We start from the raw sequence: 18,359 nt of genomic DNA on the forward strand, positions 1-18,359 counted from the left end.
GGATTCATGAGCACCCAGCCCATCACCGTCCTCCTAGCCGTCTTGCCGAGGACTACCCGCCCGGCAGGCCCCCGACAAACCAGAAGCAGTGTCCGAATAAGCGGAGCTGGTCAACATGCGCTGGAACAAGACCCTCACCGTCGTCGACTGTCACGCCGAGGGTGAGAGTGGCCGCGTCGTCGTGGGGGGCGTCATCGGCATACCCGGAGAGACCGTATTCGACATGCGGACGTATCTTGCCACCCAGCAGGACGACCTGCGCCGCATGCTCCTCTTCGAGCCGCGCGGCGCCGCGCACCACAACGCCAACATCCTCGTCCCCTCCCGCCACCCCGAGGCTCAGATGGGGTACATCATTCTGGAGTCCACGGAGTACCCGGCCATGTCGGGCTCGAACACCATGTGTGTCGCGACCGTGCTCCTGGAGACGGGCATCCTGCCGATGACCGAGCCGGTGACCAACCTGGCCCTGGAGTCTCCGGCGGGGCTCATCCGCGTTGAGTGCGACTGCGAGGACGGCAAGGTGGTCCGGGTCCGCTTCGTCAACCAGCCGGCCTTCTGCTATTTCCTGGAGAAGCCGGTCAAAGTCGAGGGACTCGGTGAGATCGTCGTCGACATCGCGTACGGCGGGATGACGTACGTCCTGGTGGACGCTGAGAGGATCGGCGTCGAGCTGCATCCCTCCGAGGCGCGCACGCTGTGCGAACTCGGACAACGGATCAAGAAGGCCGCGGCCGAGCAGATCATCGTGTGCCATCCGGACAACCCCGAGATCCCCGGCATCACGAACACCGAGTTCACCGGCCCACTCCGCCGGGAGGAGGGCATCCTCACCTCCCGCAACACGGTCGTCGTATCGCCCGGACGAGTGGACCGCTCCCCATGCGGCACCGGGACATCAGCTCGGCTCGCCACCATGCATGCCAGGGGGCAGATCGCGCAGGGCGAGCCGTTCATCCACGAGTCCCTCATCGGGAGCAGGTTCGAGAGTTCGGTGCTGGATACCGCCACGGTCGGCCCGTACGACGCGGTGGTTCCCAGAGTCGCCGGGCAGGCATGGATCACCGGGCTCTATCAGATGGGCGTGGACCCGACCGATCCGTTCCCACGCGGCTTCACCGTCGCCGATACCTGGATGCGGTCGATCGACCACCTCGGGCCTGTCTGGTCGGCTGCCGAGTAGAAGACGAGTTCTCAGCGAGGGCACCACTGTGCAGCTGGGCGGGCCTGGCCGCACAGTGCGTCCCGACCTCGAAGTGCTGCTCCGGGGCGAAGCCGAGGACACGCTTGGTGGCCGCGACCTCCTCCTCGCCCAGCGCCCAGCCGTGCGCGGCCTCGGTGTTCTGCGCGTTCGGGGCGGGCCAGGCGATGATCGAGCGCATCGCGATGAAGGACGGCTTGTCGGTGACCGCCTTGGCCTTCTCGATCGCCTCGAACAGCGCCGCCACATCGAGGGCGCCGTTCTCCTGGGGCTCGACGCGCTGCACGTGCCAGCCGTACGCCGCGTACCGTCCGGCGACGTCCTCGGAGACGGCCGTCTCCGTGTCGCCCTCGATCGAGATGTGGTTGTCGTCCCACAGCAGGACCAGGTTGCCGAGCTTCTGGTGGCCGGCCAGCGAGGACGCCTCGGCGGAGATGCCCTCCTGGAGGCAGCCGTCACCGGCGATCGCGAAGACGTGGTGGTCGAAGGGGGACTCGCCCGGCGCCGCGTCCGGGTCGAACAGGCCGCGCTCGTAACGGGCGGCCATCGCCATGCCCACCCGCGTTGGCGACACCCTGGCCCAGCGGGCCGGTCGTCGTCTCCACACCGGCCGTGTGCCCGTACTCGGGGTGGCCCGGCGTCCTGGAGCCCCAGGTGCGGAACGCCTTCAGGTCATCCAGCTCCAGGCCGAAACCGCCCAGGTACAGCTGGGTGAAGAGAGTCAGGGACGAGTGGCCCGCGGACAGCACGAACCGGTCGCGGCCGGTCCAGGCGGGGTCGGAGGGGTCGTGGCACATCACCTTCTGGAAGAGGGTGTACGCGGCGGGCGCGAGGCTCATCGCCGTACCCGGATGGCCGCTACCGACCTTCTGTACGGCGTCGGCGGCCAGGACGCGGGCGGTGTCGACGGCTCGCGTGTCCAACTCGGTCCACGCGAAGGGGGCCACGGGAATGCGGGAAGCTGCGTCCACGGGCGGGGACGGGGTCACGAGTGAGCTCCAGAGTGGTGAAGGACAGCTGGGAGACGACGAGGAGAGGCAGGCGCGGCGCGTCCCTCCCGCCGGGCGGAGCGGGAGGGGCAGGCCGTCACCGTGCGGATCACTTCCCCCAGAGCTTGCGGTACGCCTCGCGGTATCCCGTGGGGTCCCAGGAGGACTTGCCGCCGCTGTTGGCGGCCGTGGTGATGTGGGCCGGAGCGACGTAGCCGCTCGCGGGCTTGTCGGCGAAGGCCCGGTTGAACTCGTCGACGATCTGCCAGCCCTGCTCGGACAGCGGCTCGGGAACCGTCGCCGCCTGGAACTGCTTGCTGTTGATGCGCTGGAAGGCGGACGGGTCGCCGTCACCGGCACCGATGCTGAACGGGGCGCCGTTGCCCTGCTTGCCCGCCGCGCGGAGCGACGGGGCGGCGTCGGCGAAGTAGAGGTCGTTGATGGCGACGGAGTGCGTCCACTTGGTGCCGTAGCGGGACAGCAGGGCTGACACCTCCTGCGGGGTGCGGTTGCTGGCGTCGGCGATGGGGATGTTGGACGTCGTCAGGACCTTGACGTCGGAGCAGGTGGCGAGTTCCTTCTCGATCAGGTCCGACTTGCCCTTGGCGAACGGTATGGAGGCGTCGGTGAAGACCACCACGCCCGCCCGGCCGTTGGACTGGCTGATGATCCAGTCGGCGCTGATCTTCGCGACGTCCTGGACCTTCGTGGTGACGTTGGTGAAGAGCTTCGGGTCCTTGCTCGGGCCGGGGGTGTCGACGGCGTGCCAGCCGATGAGCGGGATCCCGGCGGTGTTGGCCTGGGCGACCTGCTGGGCGGTCGACTTGGGGTCGAAGCCGGACAGCACGATGCCGTCGGGCTTGACGGCGACGGCCTGGCTGAGGGCGGCCTGGATACCGGCCGGGGTGCCCTGGCCGTCGATGATCCGCGCCTTCCAGCCGATGGCCTTGGCGGCTTCCTTGACGCCTTCGGCGGCGCCGGCGACTCCCGGGTTGGTCATGCTCTGGGCGACGTAGACGATGGTCTTGCCGGAGGCCGCCTTGAGGCCGGTGGTCGGTCCGTCCCAGGGGGCGTTGACGTCCTCGGCCGCCTTCACCGCCTTCTTGGCCTCGGCGAGGACGGCGGGGCAGCCGGCCTTGGAGGAACCGACGTTGGTGGCGGCCCCGCTCTCCGAACCACGGGTGCAGCCGACGGCGGAGGCGGTGACCAGGGCGAGGACGGCCGTGGCTCTCAGGGATGCCTTACGAGTGAGGTGGTGGGACACGTGCGGGCTCCTTGCTGGCGAACAGGGGCGGCGGGAAGCGCAACAGGGGTTGGTCGGGCTCATGACGGCTACAGCGGCCACGGCCTGTGGCGGGGCGGGAATGCGTCGCGGGGCGAACCCGGGCAGGGTTCGTAGCGGGGCGAAACGGGCCGGTGATCGGTCGTGGTCAGGCCTGGTCCGCTGTCGCGGTCGGCTGCGGGGGTTCTCCGTCGGGGGCTTTGCCGGGGGCTGTCGCGGGCACCGGCGCGGAGGACATCGGTGGCTCGGACAGCGACGTGCGGGTGGCGGTGGCCCCGGCGCGCAGCCTGCGGCGGGCCGAGTAGCCGGCCAGGCCGACAGCGACGAGGAGAGTGCCGCCGTTGAACAGGGACGTGGCCCAGAACTCGGCGCCGAGCTGCTGGATGCCGGCGAGGCCGATGGCGAGGACGGCGACGGCGACGACGGTGCCGGCGGCGTTGGCCCGGCCGGGTTTGATGGCAGTGGAGCCGAGCAGCGCGCCTACGAAGGCGGGGAGCAGGTAGTCCATGCCGACACTGGGGTTGCCGATCTGCTGCTGGGCGGCGAGCAGGACTCCGGCGAAGCCGACGACGATGCCGGAACCGGCGAAGGCGTAGATGCCGTAGCGGCGGGTGGGGATACCGACGAGGTCGGCTGCTCGGGCGTTGGAGCCGATGACGTACAGGTATCGGCCCAGCGGCAGTCGTTCCAGCAGCAACCAGAGCAGGACGGCGAGTCCGAGGACGTAGAAGGCGGGCACGGGCAGGCCGAGGAACTTCGAGTCGTAAAGGTCCGTGAAGGCCGGGGGCAGCCCCTGCGGGCCGGGGACGATGCGCGCGCCGTCGGTGATCCAGCCGGTGAAGGCGTACAGCACGCTGCCGGTGCCGAGGGTGGCGATGAAGGAGTCGATCCTGGCGAACTCGACCAGCAGGCCGTTGAACACGCCGATGAGGCCCCCGCCGAGGATGACGACGAGGCAGGCGAGCGGCCAGGGCCAGCCATTGTGGACGATGAGCTGCATCGCCAGCACGTGGGCGAAGCCGAGGCCGTAGCCGACGGACAGGTCGAACTTGCCGGTGACGATCGGGATCATCGCGCCGAGCGCGAGCATCGCCGGGATCGACTGGTTGGACAGGATTGAGGAGGCGTTGTCCAGGGTGGGGAAGGTGTCCGGCAGGGCGAGGGAGAAGACCAGGAACAGCAGGACGACGAGGGTGAGCAGGCCGTAGGTGCCGATCAGGTGGCCGCGCAGTCGGCCAAGTCGGCCACCGGTGCCCGTGGAGCGGGAGGGCCCGTCGGGAGTGGTGCCGATCGTGCGGGCAGTCGGGGGCGTGCTGGTGCCGCCGCCGGTCGTGGACCGCTGTGCGCGGCGGGCGGACTCTGTCTCGGTGGCCATCAGTGGTTGCCCGTTCCGGTCAGCGCCGGCATGGCCGACGCGGCGTGGGTGAGTTCGGTGACGGTGAGGGCTTCGCCGGACAGTTGTGCCGTCACGCCGCCCCGGACGAAGACCAGGGCGCGGTGGCACACGTCGGCGACCTCCTCGAAGTCGGTGGAGATGAGCAGGACGGCGAGCCCTGCGGCGAGGGCGTCGTCCAGGAGCCGGTAGATCTCGGCCTTGGCGCCGACGTCGACTCCGGCGGTGGGCTCCTCGAGGATCACCACGCGTCGGCTCAGGCGCAGCCAGCGGCCGATCATGATCTTCTGCTGGTTGCCGCCGGACAGGGTGGCGATCGGTGCCTCGGTGTCGGTGGGGCGTACTCCGAAGCGCTTGATGAGTGACGTGGCTTCGGCGCGTTCGCGTGCCGGGCTGATCCAGCGCCATGGGGTGCGGGCGTCGGCACGCGGGTTGGCCAGGAAGTTCTCCCGCACGGTGAGTTCGAGGGCGCAGCCCTCCTCCTGGCGGTTGCTGGTGACGAAGCCGACGCCCGCGTCGACGGCGGCGGCGACCGATCCGGGACGGTACGGCCTGCCGTCGAGCAGCACGTCGCCGCCGGTGAAGGGCCTGGCTCCGGAAAGGGCGCGGCCGAGGTCCATGTGGCCGGCTCCGGTGAGGCCGACCATGCCGAGGACCTCTCCGGCGCGCAGTTCCAGGTCCACGGGGCCGACGCCCTCGGCGGTGACGCCGGTCAGGTGCAGCATGGTGGCGGCGGGGGCGCCCGTGGTGTGGGGGGCGGGCGGCCGGTGGCTCTCCGGTTCGTGGCCGACGATGTCGTGCACGATGCGGTCGGGGCCGTGGTCGGCGAGGAGGCCCTGGCTGATGAGGTGGCCGTCACGCAGGACGGCGAAGCGGTCGGCGACCTGGTAGACCTCGTCGAGACGGTGGCTGACGTAGACGATGGCGTGGCCGCGGTCGCGCAGGGTGTGCAGGACGTCGAAGAGCCGGGCGCAGTCCGCGGCGGGCAGGCTGGCGGTCGGTTCGTCGAGGACGATGAGGCGGGCCCGGGTGGACAGCGCGCGGGCAATCGCGACCAGGGAGCGTTCGGCGCGGGTGAGGTCGGCGACGGCCGCGTCGGGGTCGAGGTGCCCGGCGACGATGTCCAGGGCCTCGGTGCAGCGCCGGCGTACCTGCCGCCAGGAGACGAGGCCGCCGCGGCGGGGGTAGCCGGTGCCCAGGGCGACGTTCTCGGCGACTGTCATCCACTCGACCAGGCCCAGGTCCTGGTGGATGAAGGACATCTCGGTGGACGCGGCGTCGGTGCCGAGGGGATGGCCGGCCACGCTGACCTGGCCTTCGTCGGCGCGGTAGACCCCGGCGAGGATCTTGATGAGTGTGGATTTTCCGGCACCGTTGTGCCCCAATAGGGCAAGGACGCTGCCGCTGTGGATGTCGAGGTCGACGTCGGCGAGGGCGAGGGTGCCGCCGAACCGCTTGCGCAGTCCACGGATGGTCACCAGCGGATCCGGGGCTGCATGGCTGTCGAGCGGCGGGGCGCTGGGGGCTGTGTCATCGGGAGCGTCGTTCACGGACTTCTCTCCGGGATCTACAAGGCCGAGGACCACTTCATCGGCTCGCCCAGAATCCTGAACTCATACCAGCATGCTGGTCAATACTCCCGTCCGCATTTATTGCCCCAAAGTTACGGCGGCCGTACGGAAAGTTCCGTACGGCCGCCGTGAAGCCACCGATCAGCCGGCAGGGCCCGTCCGCGCGGAGGGCCCCGCACGGTCTCATCCGCCGCCCGCGGGTACCCCCTGCGGGATCATGGGGTTCTCCAGCCCCGTCACGATGGCACGCAGATCCTTGAGCAGCGCCTCGCGGAATTCGTCGTCGAGCCGCGCCTTGAGCACGGTGACGCTGATCGCGAAGGGTGCCGAGTCGGTACGGAAGCCCGTGACCGGCACGGCCAGACAGACGATGCCCGCCGTGGCCTCCTCGTCGTCGATCGCGTAACCCCGCTCCCGGGTGACCGCCAGGTCCGCCAGCAGTCCGGGCGCGGACGTGAGGGACCGCTCGCTGAGCGCGGGCAGGGTACGGCCGCGCAGCCGGTCCTCGGCCACCGCCGGATCCAGCGTCGACAGGATGGCCTTTCCGGTCGCCGTGCAGTTGGCGGGGAAGCGGTCACCGATGTTGGCGGTGAGCCGCAGCGGCTGAGTGCCGTCATACCTGGCCAGGTAGAGCACATCGAGACCGTCGAGGACGGCGACCCGGGCGGTCTCGCGGGAGATGTGCGTGCTGCGCCGGCACAGCTCGTAGAAGTCCCGCAGCTGGTCCACAGTGGACAGGTAGCGGCCTCCCAGTTCCACCAGCTTGCGCCCCAGGCCGAAGCCCGTCCCGTTGCGCGTGATCATGCCCGCCGCCTCCAGGGAGGCGCAGAGGTTCCCCGTTGAGGACTTCGGCAGGCCCAGGGCACGCGCGATCTCACTGACCGACAGCGGGCGGCCCTCCGCCTCACCGAGCGTGTCCAGGATCGCCACGGCCCGCGTCACCGCCGGGACGAGACTTCCCGGGTCGCTTGCGCTCACCGTCAACTCCACCCATCATTCTGTTCGACGTTCAGCATGTTGTTATTGTCCCTCGTGTCGTCCCGAACGACAATGCCGTCGGCGCACGCTTTTGCTGTCGAGTCTCCCAAGATTCCCGACCGTAGCGCGCCTTCCGGGCCGGCCGACGCCACCCTCCAAGCCTTGGAGCGCTGAGCAGCACATGACTGATTCCCCGCCTCTCCCCTCCGTGCCCTCCATGCCCGACAACGGGCCCCACGTCTCGCGCGAGGAGTTCGACTCCCTCTTCGACACCGTCAGGACCTGGGGGCGCTGGACCCCCGCGGACCGGGGCGCCTGGAACCGGGTGACCGCCGAGCACGTCCAGCGGGCCACCGCACTGGTACGCACCGGGACCGTCGTCCCGATGGCGCTGCCGTGGAACACGGTGCCCGGCCCGGACAACGGCAAGCCGGCCCTGCACTACATGTCCGAGCTGGGCGACATCGAAGCCCCGGAGCCCACGTGCCACAAGGACTTCATCGCCGTCGACTACCACGGCAAGGGCGTCAGCCACCTCGACGCGCTGTCCCACATCGCCTACCAGGGGCAGCTGTACGACGGCCGCAGTGCCGACGAGGTCGTCGACGCCAGGGGGGCGCACTTCGGCGCCGTCTCCTCGCTCGGCCCCCTGGTGACCAAGGGCGTCCTGATCGACATGCCCGCCGTCCTCGGCACCGACTGGCTGGAGCCCGGCCGGGCGGTGCACGCCGACGACGTCCTCGCCGCCGAGAAGGCGCTCGGGGTGACGATCGGCGAGGGTGACGCGGTGCTGCTGCGCTCCGGCCACTTCCGCCGCCGCAGGGAGCTCGGCGCCTGGAACCCGGACAGCGCCAGCGCGGGCTTCCATGTGGACGTGATGCCGCTGCTGGCCGAGCGGGAAATCGCCCTGCTCGGCGGCGACGGTGACAGCGATGTGCGGCCCTCCCCGGTCGAGGGGGTGTCCTCCCCCGTGCACGCGCTCGCCATCACCGCGATGGGCGTGCCGCTGCTGGACAACCTCGACCTGGAGGCGCTCTCCACGGCCTGCGCGGAGGCCGGCCGCTACGCGTTCATGATGACCGTGGCCCCGCTGAACATCCCCGGCGGCACCGGCTCGCCCGTCAACCCGGTGGCGGTGCTGTGATGGGGCGCGGGACCATCCGCGTCGGTGTCAGCGGGGACTTCCTCGACGCCGACGGACGCAGCGTCTGGGGCGACATCCGCCTCGGCGAACTCGACTCCGCCGGCGTCGACTGGCACTACCTTCCGCGCACCACGGACGAACTCCTCGCCGCCGACGTCGACGGACTGGACGCCGTTCTGTTCGCGGCGCCCGCCGTGACCGAGCGCACCTTCGCAGGGGCCGCTCGGCCGCCCCTGCTCTTCGCCCGCTTCGGCGTCGGCTACGACACCGTCGACCTGGACGCGTGCACCCGGCACGGCGCCCTGGTCACCATCACCCCCGACGGCGCCCGCCGCCCCGTCGCCACCGCCGCGCTCGCTCTGCTGCTGGCCGTCCTGCACAACCTGGTCGCCAAGGACCGGTTGGTGCGCGAGCGACGCTGGGCCGAGAAGGAGCAGTGGATGGGCCAGGGCTTGACCGGCCGCCGTATCGGCCTGCTCGGGCTCGGCAACACCGCCGGCGACCTGGTGGAACTGCTCCGCCCGTTCGGGGTCGAGATCATCGCCTACGACCCCTACTGCCCGCCTGCCACAGCCGAGCGGCTCGGGGCCCGGCTGACGGACGCCGACACGGTGATGGCCGAAGCCGACGCGGTGATCGTGATGGCCGCGCTGACCGAGGAGACCCGGCACCTGGTCGACGCCCGCCGGCTCGCCCTGATGAAGCCCTCGGCCGTCCTGCTCAACGTCGCCCGCGGCCCCATCGTCGACGAGGCCGCGCTGATCGAGGCGCTGCGCGTGGGCCGAATCCGCGCCGCGGGCCTCGATGTGTTCGAGAGCGAGCCGCCCGCCGCGGACAACCCTCTGCTGACCATGGAGAACGTCGTGCTGAGCCCACACGCGCTGGCCTGGACGGACGAGATGTCGCGGGGCAACGGCGGCAGCGCGGTGCGGGCGATCCTGGACATCGCCGAAGGACGCGCCCCCCGCTTCGTCGTCAACCGCGACGCCCTTGACCTGGCCACCGTCAAGGAACGGCTGGAGACGCTGGCGGCCCGTGGCCCGGCCCCGCTGGGAGCCTCCTCATGACGGTCACGACGGCGATCGCACCGAAGACCGTCGGCTTCCTGGGGCTCGGCGCCATGGGCCTGCCGATGGCGACCAACCTCGCCAGGGCCGGGCTCGACGTCGTCGTCTGGAACCGCAGCCGTCCTGCGCTCGAAACGGCCGGCGCCGCCGGCTGCCGTACAGCCGGCGACCCGGCGGAGGTGGCCGCCGCCGCGTCCGTGGTCATCACCATGCTGCCCGACCTCCCGCAGGTCGACGCGCTGCTCCGGGCCGAGGACGGCCTCCTCGCCCCGCCCGAGCGGGCGATGGACACCCTGGTCGTGATGGGCACCGTCTCCCCCGTCCGGGTCCGGGCCCTCTCCGAGGACCTCACCGCTCGCGGTGTCACGGTCGTCGACGCCCCCGTCAGCGGGGGCGTGACCGGCGCCGTACACGGCACCTTGTCGATCATGGTGGGTGCCGACCCGGCCGCGTACGACAGGGTTCTGCCCTACCTGAGGGCCATGGGCGGGACGGTGCGCCGCATGGGCGGTGTCGGCGCGGGCTCGCTCACCAAGGCGTGCAACCAACTCGTCGTCGCCGGGACGCTCGTCTCCCTCGCCGAGGCGGTACTGCTCGCCGAGCGCGGCGGGCTGGACACCGGGACGGTGCTGGACGTGCTGGCCGGCGGCCTCGCCCGCTCGGAGGTGCTCGCCCAGAAACACCACCACCTCGCCCACAGCGACTTCACCCCTTCCGGGCCCGCGCGCTACCTGCTGAAGGACCTCGGTTTCGTGCAGGACAGCGCCGCCGACGAGGGAGTCCGCCTCCCGCTCGCCGACACCGTCACCCGGCTGTACGAGGCCGTCGAGACACAGGGGCTGGGCGACTTCGACAACAGCGTCGTCCTGAAGCTGCTGCACGAGCTGGGCGCCGACACCACCACCCCCGCGGGCACCGCTGAGACTCGGCGCCCTCACAACACAAGGGACTGAACATGCAGGTAGGAATCGTCGGACTGGGCCGTATGGGCGGCAACATGGCGGCGCGCTGGCGCGACCGCGGGCACGAGGTGTTCGGCTACGCCCGCACCAACCCCGACCGCGACGTGAACACTCTCGAAGAACTGATCTCCAAGCTGGCGGCTCCGCGCGTGGTGTGGTTGATGCTCCCGGCGGGTGACCCGACGCGCAATGCCCTGCGGCAGCTGGCGAGTCTGCTCTCGCCCGGCGATGTGGTCGTCGAGGGCGGCAACTCCCGCTTCAGCGACGACACCGAGCACGCCGCGCTGCTCGCCGAACATGGCATCGGATACGTCGACTGCGGCGTCAGCGGCGGAATCTGGGGCAGGGAGAACGGCTACGCCGTGATGTGCGGCGGCACAGACGAGCACGTCAAGCGGGTCTGGCCGCTGCTCGAGACGCTGGCCCCCGAGGAGGACGGCATCGTCCACGCCGGTCCGGTGGGCGCGGGGCACTACGCCAAGATGGTCCACAACGGCATCGAGTACGGCATGATGCAGGCCCTCGCCGAGGGCTACGAACTGCTGGAGGCCAGCGAGTTCGTGCCCGACGTGCCGAAGGTGCTCGCCTCCTGGCGGCACGGCACGGTCGTGCGCTCCTGGCTTCTCGACCTGCAGGTACGGGCGCTGGAGGCGGATCCCGAGCTGGCCGCTCTGTCCGGCCGGGTGGACGACTCCGGCGAGGGTCGCTGGACGGTCGAGGAGGCCGTACGCCTCGCGGTCTCCGCTCCCGCCATGACCGCCGCGCTCTTCGCCCGGTTCGCCTCCCGCAAGCCGGACGCCGCCCAGCTGAAGGCACTCGCGGCAATGCGGCAGCAATTCGGTGGCCACGCCGTCCACGCGGCCACCTCCAGCAGCAACTGACGGCCCATCAATCGAGTCCGGGTTCCGCGCCGACGGGGCCCGGCACGTATGCAGCAGGCACGCGGGAGGGATACCCGGATGGGCGCAAGGAACAGCAGAGCAGCGGCCCTGCTGGTGGCCGGGGCCTTCTTCATGGAGTTCCTGGACGGCACGATCATCTCCACCGCGGCCCCGGACATGGCCGAGTCCCTCCACGTCCGCCCGGTCGACATCGGCGTCGCCATGACCGCCTACCTCGTCACCGTCGCCGTACTGATCCCCGTCAGCGGGTGGGCCGCGGACCGGTACGGCGCCCGCCGGGTGTTCACCTGGGCCATCGGGCTGTTCACTGTGGCCTCGCTGCTGTGCGCCACAGCCACCAGCCTCCCGGAACTAGTCGTCATGCGAGTGCTGCAGGGCGTGGGCGGCGCGATGATGGTCCCCGTCGGCCGGCTGGTAGTGCTGCGCGGTACCGCCAAGTCGGGCCTGATGTGCGCGGTCGCGTACCTCACCTGGCCGGGCCTTGTCGCCCCCGTGCTGGCGCCCGTGCTCGGCGGCCTGTTCACCACTTACGCCTCCTGGCGGTGGATCTTCCTGGTCAACGTGCCGCTCGGGGTACTGGCCCTCGTACTCGCGCTTCGGCTCGTGCCCGGCGGACAGCGGGAGCCGGACCGCCCTCCGCTGGACCTGGTGGGCTTCGTGCTCGGCGGGGCGGGGGTCGCCGCGCTGGTCTACGGCATGGAGCTCTTCGGGGCCCAGCCGCCCAAGTGGGCCGTCGCGGGCAGCGTGACGGCGGCGGGAGCGATGCTGTGTGCACTGGCCGCTCGTCACCTGCTGCGTGCCGGGCATCCGCTGATCGATCTGCGGACCCTGCGGGTGCGGACCTTCCTCGTCTCGAACGCGGGCGGAGCGCTGTTCCGCGCCGCGATCACCGCGGTGCCGTTCCTTCTGCCGCTGATGTTCCAAGGGGCCTTCGGCTGGAGCCCCGCCACGTCAGGTCTGGCGCTCATCAGCGTCTTCGCCGGCAACATCGCCGTCAAACCGTTCACCACGCCGCTGTTGCGGCGCTTCGGCTTCCGTAAGGTGCTTGTGGTCAACGGGGCCGCGACGGCGGTCACTTTCGTACTGTGCGGCCTGATCGGCGACCGCACACCGATGGCCGCGGTGGTCGCCGCGCTGTTCATCAGCGGTGTGTGCCGATCCATCTCGCTCAGCGGTTACACCACGATCGCCTTCGCCGACATCGAAGCGGACCGGACCAGTACCGCCAACGCCCTTTCCAGCACCGTCCAGCAGCTGGCAACTGGCATGGGCGTGGCCTTCGCGGCACTCGCCCTGCGGGCCGCCGACCCGCTCTCCTCACTCGCCGGCCTGCGGGGACCGGCGGCGCCGTACCAAGTGGCGTTCATGCTGCTGGCGCTGATCCCGCTGGTCACCGTCGCCGAGGCCGTACGTCTGGCACCCGACGCCGGATCGTCGGTCACCGGCTCCGGACCGGTCCGTCCGAACAGCGCACGCCACAGGGTGTTCGACCGCTCGGCGCACTGAGCCGCGTCCGCCGGGCCACACCACCTACACCACCGCAACCGTCGCCTTCACAACCTCAGGGGGTCGTATGTCCACGCACGAAGACAGGACAGGTCAGCCCGATCCGAGAGATCACGAACGCCAGATCGACGACACGGACGACACGACAGCAGGCTCACCGCGGCCACCGCTCAGGCGCCGGACGTTGCTCACCGCAGCCGCCGCCGGCGTCACGGTGACCGCCACAGCGGGAAGCGGCGGTCCGGAAGCGGCCGCCACGTCGAGTACGGCCGTCTCGGACATCGCCTCGTCGGGCCCGGCCCGGGCCGCGGCCTCCACCGCCGGCGCGTCGAGTCCATTGCGCCCAACGGGCGGCACACCGCGTCCCGTCAAGGAACTGACGCCGTTCCTGGACCCGTTGACCATCCCGCCGACCGCCCGCCCGACGCGTGGCTCCGACGGCGTCCGTAACCTCAGGGTGGAGATGCGCACGGCCACGGTCTCCCTGCACTCGCAGCTCCCGCCCACGACCGTGTGGGCGTACGAGGGACACGCGCCGGGACCGACCATCGAGGTCCGCCGCGGCGAGCGGCTGCGCGTCGCCTGGGTGAACAGAATGACCGGCACAATGCCGCTGACGGCCGTTCAGGTGCCGAACACCAAGCAGACCCCGGCTGTGTGGGACCAACCGGGCCGGGGCGGAGCCGCGCCCATGGAGGAGGTGCGGAAACTGCGCCCGTGGCCCGTGACGCACCTGCACGGTGCCATCACCGGCAGCGGCAACGACGGCTGGACGGAAAACGTCCTGCAGCCGGGTGCCGCCCAGTTGGCGGAGTACCTCAACGACCAGCCGGCGTCAGCGCTCTTCTACCACGACCACGCCATGGCGGTCACCCGGTGGAACGTGATGGCCGGGCTGCAGGGGCTGTACATCGTCCGCGACGACGAGGAGGACGCCCTGGGCCTGCCGAGCGGCCCCTACGAGGTACCGCTGCTGCTGGCGGACCGCAATCTGGAGACCGACTCCGACGGCAACCTCACCGGCCGCCTGCTGCACAAGACCGCGGTCATCCAGAGCGAACCCCTGCTGTGGCTGCGTGCCTTCACCGGCCCGTTCACCATGGTCAACGGCACCATCTGGCCGTATCTCGACGTGGAGCCGCGCTGGTACCGCTTCCGGGTCGTCAACGGCTCCAACACCCGGCAGTACCGGCTCGCGCTCGTCGACGAGGGCGGAAACCTCATGCCGTCGGGCAGCGTCCACCAGATCGGCACGGACGGCGGGCTGTTGCCGCGACCGGTCCCCGTCGAGGACGGCGTCACCCTGGGCGCCGCGGAGCGCGCGGACCTGCTGATCGACTTCTCCGCGTTCCGGAATCGGCGGCTGCGGCTGGTGAACACCAATGGCAACCCGGATCCGGGACCGTGGCCGCAGGTGATGGAGTTCCGGATCTCCTCCGCCCGGGTGAATGACCCGTTCGCGCTGCCCAAACGGCTCTCGCGCAGCTACAAGCGGCTCACCGAGAGCAGCCTTCCGGAGCACACCGACCGCCTCGTGGTTCTGACGCCGCAGGGTCCGGGCCAGGCGCTGTGCTGGGAGATGGAGAAGACCGAGGACGTCCCCGACATGCTGCCGGCCGACGGCATCGTGCAGGTGGCGGAGAAGGACGGCAGCGTCACCACCTACCGACGCACCGCGGCGGACTTCTACGACCCCGTGCGGTTCTTCGTCCGGGCCCGCAGCTGGGAGCGGTGGCGCTTCCTGCACGTGGCGCCGTCCGGCTGGCCGCACCCGATGCACATCCACACGATCAGCTTCCAGGTCCTGGACCGGCAGACCTATGACGTCAGCGGCTTCAAGACCTTCCCCATGGCCGACGGGAGCCTCGGCTGCGGCACTGCCACTCCGGTGGTGTGGACCGGCACCGGCACCGTCTCACCCGCCGAGGAGGGCTGGAAGGACACCGTGCGGGCGAACGCCGGCGAACTGGTCTCCGTCGCCGGGTACTTCGGCGACACCTCGGGCAAGTACGTCTACCACTGCCACATGCTCGAGCACGAGGACATGGGGATGATGCGGCAGTTCGTCATCCTGCCGGGGCAGATCCACGACGTCATGGCATGCATGGCGCACACGGGCATGAGTCCAATGAGCAGCTCAGCGGCATCGATGGCGAGCGACGACAGCAGGAAGTCGTAAACGTCCAGCGCCCACCGGGAGTTGTCGAAGGCGAGCGGGAGCGCCACACAGTTGCGGAGGGCGTCGAAGTGCCGCTCCGTGCTCAAGGCGCCCCCGGTACGGACGCTACGCGTAGAGCTCCCGCACTGTCGCGTACAGCCGCTCGACCCGCGGCCGCGCCTCGGCCATCCCTCGGACGGCGACCGGGTTCGGCAGTGCGATGCGGTGCGGTCGGGACCAGACGTCGGCGGGCAGCGCGGACAGGTCGGGAACGGCGCCGAGCGCACGCCAGCCGAGGAGTGCGGCGCCGAATCCGGAGCCGGCGGTGTCGTCAGTGATGCCAAGCGGCATGTCGAGAGCCGCCGCGACGATCTCCGCCCACAGCGGCGACCGCAGCGCTCCGCCGGTGGCCCGCACGGAGGTGATCGGTGCTCCGGCGGCGACCACCGAGTCCCGGACCAGGGCAAGTTGCTGCCCGACGCCCTCGATCATGGCCCGGGTCATGTGCCCCCTGCCGTGTCCGCGCCGCAGCCCGATCAGGGCGCCACGGGCGTCGGGGTCCCAACAGGGGGCACGTTCGCCGAGGAGGTACGGCAGCGCGATGAGCCCCTCGGATCCGGGATCGACTTCCGCCGCCTCCTTCAGGAGGTCGGCGACATCGATGCCGCCGAACGACTCGGCGGCCCACTGGGCGACGACTCCGGCGTTGCTGACCGCTCCGCCGAGCACCCACATCCCGTCGGCAAGGTGGTAGCAGAAGACACGGCACCTGTCGTCCACGCCCGGACGGTCCCGTACGACGCGGAGCGCGCCGCTGGTGCCGAGCGACAGCGCCGCCGTTCCCGGGGCGGTGGCGCCGACCGCGAGGTTGGCGAGCGGTCCGTCTCCGGCGCCCGCGACCACCGGCAGCCCGGCGGGCAGGCCCATCGCGGCGGCCGGCTCGGGCAGCAGCGGGAACGCGGCCGTCGGCGACACGAGTTCGGGCAGTCGTCCGACCGGGACTCCGGCAGTCTGCAGGGCCGAGCCATGCCAGTCGGTGGTCCGGAGGTCCAGCAGTCCGGTGGCGGAGGCACAGGAGTGGTCGGTGACCCGCCGGCCGGTGAACCGCGCCAGGACGTAGTCCTTCATTCCGCACCACACAGCCGCGCGCCGGAAGAGGTCCGGTTCGTGTGCGGCGAACCAGGCAAGCTTGGCCAGGGGCGCCATGGGGTGCACGGGGGTGCCCGTCGCCCGGTGTAGTTCCTCGGCGCGCAGTCGCCGGGCGATGTCGGCCGCGCGGGTGTCGGCCCAGCTCAGGCCAGGGGTGAGTGGTTCGCCGCAGGAGTCGAGGGCGAGCAGAGTGTGCAGGGCCGCGCTGAAGGACAGGCCCCGGACGACAAGACCCAGGTGCGCGCAGTGTTCGGTGCTCTCCCGCACAGCTTCGACCACGCCAGTCACTACGGTGACGGGGTCGTGGACGGCTTCGCCGTCCCGCCCCGTGCGTAGAGGGGCTGGGCGTTCGACGGTCGACACCGGGTGGTAGTCGGCGTCCACCGCGACCACCTTCGTGGCGGTGGTGCCCAGGTCGATGCCGAGCACCACCTCGCCGGCGTGATTCATCGATGTCTCCGTTTCGGCTTGGTTCCGCTTGGTTCCGGGCCCGCGGGTCGAGTGGCTCGGCAAGGGGTTGGCTGGGATGCCCGCCCGGCGCCCCGGCCGGGGAACCCGGGGCGGCGGGCGGGCTGACAAGGGCGGACGGCCGCGTGGCCGACCTGGATGCCCGCCCCGCACCCGGGGCAGGGATGTCGGGGCGCGGGGCGGGCGGCTCGGGACGTCGGATGAGGTTCAGCGGGCGTCGGCGGGATCGGTAAGGTCCCGTCCGCGTGTCTCCGGCGTCGCGAAGGTCGTCAGGAAAGTGATGAGAGAGAGCACCAGCACGTAGCCGGCGAGCGGCCACCAGGAGTCGTTGAAGGCGAGCAGAAGCGTCGCGCCCAGCAGCGGGGCCACACCACCGGCGACGATCGCGCTGAACTCCCGGCCGATGGCCACGCCGGTGTAGCGGTGCCGCGCGCCGAACAGCTCGGCCAGCAGGGCGCATTGGGAGCCGAGCATACCGTTCACGCCGACACCGATACCGACGGTGATCGCGACACAGATCAGCACCGTGTTGCCGGTGCTCATCAGCGCGAAGGCGGGGATGGCGAACAGAGCCTGGAACAGGGCGGCCCAGCGGTACAGCGGGACGCGGCCGATCCGGTCGGACAGCATCCCGAACAGCGGGATGGTGACGATGCCGGCGATCGAGGCGCAGGCCACTGCCAGCGGGCCGACCGAGGAGGAGACGCCGACCACCGCGGTCACGTAGCTGATGCTGAACGTCGAGTACAGGTAGGAGGTGCCGTTCTCGGCCATCCGCAGGCCGAAGGTGATGAACAGGTTGCGGCGGCTCTTGACCATGAGGTCCCGCAGCGGGCGCTCGCTGACCTCTCCGGTCTCCTCCAACTGGGCGAAGGCGGGGCTCTCCTCCAGCTTCAGACGGATGTAGACCGCGACCAGGATCAGCACCGCGCTCAGTAGGAACGGCACCCGCCACACCCAGCCGAACAGGACGTCCTCGTCCAGCTGCGCCAGGGGGACGAACAGGGCGGTGGCGAGGAGCATGCCGACCTGGATACCGACGAAGGGGAGGGCGGCGTAGTAACCGCGCCTGTGGCGCGGGGCGTACTCGGCCATCAGTGTGGAGGCGCCCGCCTGTTCGGCTCCGGCACCGAAGCCCTGCAACAGGCGTAGCACCATCAACAGGACGGGGCTCCATACTCCTGCGGTGTGGTAGGTGGGCAGCAGCCCGATGGCGAAGGACGACCCACCCATCAGCGCGACGGTCACGACCAGCACCGTCTTGCGGCCGTGCCGGTCGCCGAGCGAGCCGAAGAACAGACCACCGAGGGGGCGGGCGAAGAAGCCGACCGCGTACGTGGCGAAGATGGCCACGAGCCCGACTGCGTCGCCGAGCCCCGGGAAGAACAGGTGCTTGAACACCAGGGCCGAGGCAGTGCCGTAGATGGCGAAGTCGTAGTACTCGAGGGCGCTGCCCACCGAACTCGTAAAGAGCGCACGGCGGAGCCCCGGGTCATTGTGAGTGCTGTCTCCTTCGGCGGAGCGGGAGGATGTCGTCGTCGGCAGCCTCATGGATGCCGGCCTTCCGTCTCACGGACGTGTCACACGCC

At 70.7% G+C, this 18,359-nt stretch carries 13 protein-coding genes and 1 pseudogene; 7 read left to right on the top strand and 7 right to left on the bottom strand.

The genetic code is table 11. The annotated features are described in order from the left end of the window. Positions 1-115: 115 nt before the first annotated feature. A complete protein-coding gene (locus ACFT32_RS04495) occupies positions 116-1,183 on the top strand; it encodes a proline racemase family protein (RefSeq protein WP_382485751.1) in 1,068 nt (355 codons plus the stop codon). Between the two features lie 64 nt (positions 1,184-1,247). Here ACFT32_RS04495 and ACFT32_RS04500 read toward each other — a convergent pair. The 5 genes and pseudogenes from ACFT32_RS04500 to ACFT32_RS04520 form a co-directional block, all read right to left on the bottom strand. Beyond that, positions 1,248-2,154, bottom strand: a pseudogene (locus ACFT32_RS04500) (transketolase); the annotation flags it as partial. Positions 2,155-2,299: 145 nt separating this feature from the next. Further along, positions 2,300-3,454 carry a substrate-binding domain-containing protein gene (locus ACFT32_RS04505; RefSeq protein WP_382485754.1) on the bottom strand — a complete coding sequence of 385 codons (1,155 nt, stop codon included), beginning with the start codon at positions 3,452-3,454 and terminating at the stop codon, positions 2,300-2,302. A 166-nt stretch (positions 3,455-3,620) separates the two neighbouring features. Next, a complete protein-coding gene (locus ACFT32_RS04510) occupies positions 3,621-4,847 on the bottom strand; it encodes an ABC transporter permease (protein ID WP_382485757.1) in 1,227 nt (408 codons plus the stop codon). Further along, positions 4,847-6,415 (bottom strand): sugar ABC transporter ATP-binding protein, encoded by a 1,569-nt coding sequence (locus ACFT32_RS04515; protein ID WP_382485760.1) that lies wholly within the window; start codon positions 6,413-6,415, stop codon positions 4,847-4,849. The genes ACFT32_RS04510 and ACFT32_RS04515 overlap by 1 nt, the downstream gene beginning before the upstream one ends. Before the next feature lie 204 nt (positions 6,416-6,619). Then, positions 6,620-7,414: an IclR family transcriptional regulator gene (locus ACFT32_RS04520; protein ID WP_382485762.1), complete on the bottom strand. Its 795-nt coding sequence runs from the start codon at positions 7,412-7,414 to the stop codon at positions 6,620-6,622. 181 nt (positions 7,415-7,595) lie between these two features. On the opposite strand from ACFT32_RS04520, the gene ACFT32_RS04525 reads away from it, so the two are divergent. From ACFT32_RS04525 to ACFT32_RS04550, 6 genes are all read left to right on the top strand, one after another. Next, positions 7,596-8,558 carry a cyclase family protein gene (locus ACFT32_RS04525; protein ID WP_382485764.1) on the top strand — a complete coding sequence of 321 codons (963 nt, stop codon included), beginning with the start codon at positions 7,596-7,598 and terminating at the stop codon, positions 8,556-8,558. Then, a complete protein-coding gene (locus ACFT32_RS04530) occupies positions 8,558-9,625 on the top strand; it encodes an NAD(P)-dependent oxidoreductase (protein WP_382485766.1) in 1,068 nt (355 codons plus the stop codon). The genes ACFT32_RS04525 and ACFT32_RS04530 overlap by 1 nt, the downstream gene beginning before the upstream one ends. Beyond that, positions 9,622-10,578: an NAD(P)-dependent oxidoreductase gene (locus tag ACFT32_RS04535; RefSeq protein ID WP_382485768.1), complete on the top strand. Its 957-nt coding sequence runs from the start codon at positions 9,622-9,624 to the stop codon at positions 10,576-10,578. Before ACFT32_RS04530 ends, ACFT32_RS04535 begins: the two co-directional genes overlap by 4 nt. A gap of 2 nt (positions 10,579-10,580) precedes the next feature. Next, positions 10,581-11,468, top strand: a complete 888-nt coding sequence (gnd, locus tag ACFT32_RS04540) for a phosphogluconate dehydrogenase (NAD(+)-dependent, decarboxylating) (RefSeq protein ID WP_382485770.1) — start codon at positions 10,581-10,583, stop codon at positions 11,466-11,468. 78 nt (positions 11,469-11,546) lie between these two features. Next, positions 11,547-12,995 (top strand): MFS transporter, encoded by a 1,449-nt coding sequence (locus ACFT32_RS04545; protein WP_382485772.1) that lies wholly within the window; start codon positions 11,547-11,549, stop codon positions 12,993-12,995. A gap of 67 nt (positions 12,996-13,062) precedes the next feature. Next, on the top strand, positions 13,063-15,174 hold the full coding sequence (locus ACFT32_RS04550; protein WP_382485774.1) for a multicopper oxidase family protein: 2,112 nt from the start codon (positions 13,063-13,065) through the stop codon (positions 15,172-15,174). A 105-nt stretch (positions 15,175-15,279) separates the two neighbouring features. Here the strand turns inward: ACFT32_RS04550 and ACFT32_RS04555 are convergent, their stop codons facing one another. Together ACFT32_RS04555 and ACFT32_RS04560 are read right to left on the bottom strand one after the other, a co-directional pair. Further along, positions 15,280-16,752, bottom strand: coding sequence for a gluconokinase (locus tag ACFT32_RS04555; protein WP_382485776.1), 1,473 nt, complete (start codon positions 16,750-16,752; stop codon positions 15,280-15,282). A gap of 225 nt (positions 16,753-16,977) precedes the next feature. Continuing rightward, entirely contained in the window at positions 16,978-18,228 is a 1,251-nt protein-coding gene (locus ACFT32_RS04560; protein ID WP_382485777.1) for an MFS transporter, read from the bottom strand. Between the last annotated feature and the right edge of the window lie 131 nt (positions 18,229-18,359).

Origin of the sequence: Streptomyces sp. NPDC057002 (assembly GCF_042673825.1) — a bacterium.
GTDB lineage: Bacteria > Actinomycetota > Actinomycetes > Streptomycetales > Streptomycetaceae > Streptomyces.

Bases quoted from the DNA above. Each gene is read 5' to 3' on its own strand.
- ACFT32_RS04495 (WP_382485751.1), top strand. From the start codon at position 116: ATGCGCTGGAACAAGACCCTCACCGTCGTCGACTGTCACGCCGAGGGT.
- ACFT32_RS04510 (WP_382485757.1), bottom strand. From the start codon at position 4,847: ATGGCCACCGAGACAGAGTCCGCCCGCCGCGCACAGCGGTCCACGACC.
- ACFT32_RS04525 (WP_382485764.1), top strand. From the start codon at position 7,596: ATGACTGATTCCCCGCCTCTCCCCTCCGTGCCCTCCATGCCCGACAAC.
- ACFT32_RS04530 (WP_382485766.1), top strand. From the start codon at position 8,558: ATGGGGCGCGGGACCATCCGCGTCGGTGTCAGCGGGGACTTCCTCGAC.
- ACFT32_RS04535 (WP_382485768.1), top strand. From the start codon at position 9,622: ATGACGGTCACGACGGCGATCGCACCGAAGACCGTCGGCTTCCTGGGG.
- gnd (WP_382485770.1), top strand. From the start codon at position 10,581: ATGCAGGTAGGAATCGTCGGACTGGGCCGTATGGGCGGCAACATGGCG.
- ACFT32_RS04545 (WP_382485772.1), top strand. From the start codon at position 11,547: ATGGGCGCAAGGAACAGCAGAGCAGCGGCCCTGCTGGTGGCCGGGGCC.
- ACFT32_RS04550 (WP_382485774.1), top strand. From the start codon at position 13,063: ATGTCCACGCACGAAGACAGGACAGGTCAGCCCGATCCGAGAGATCAC.
- ACFT32_RS04555 (WP_382485776.1), bottom strand. From the start codon at position 16,752: ATGAATCACGCCGGCGAGGTGGTGCTCGGCATCGACCTGGGCACCACC.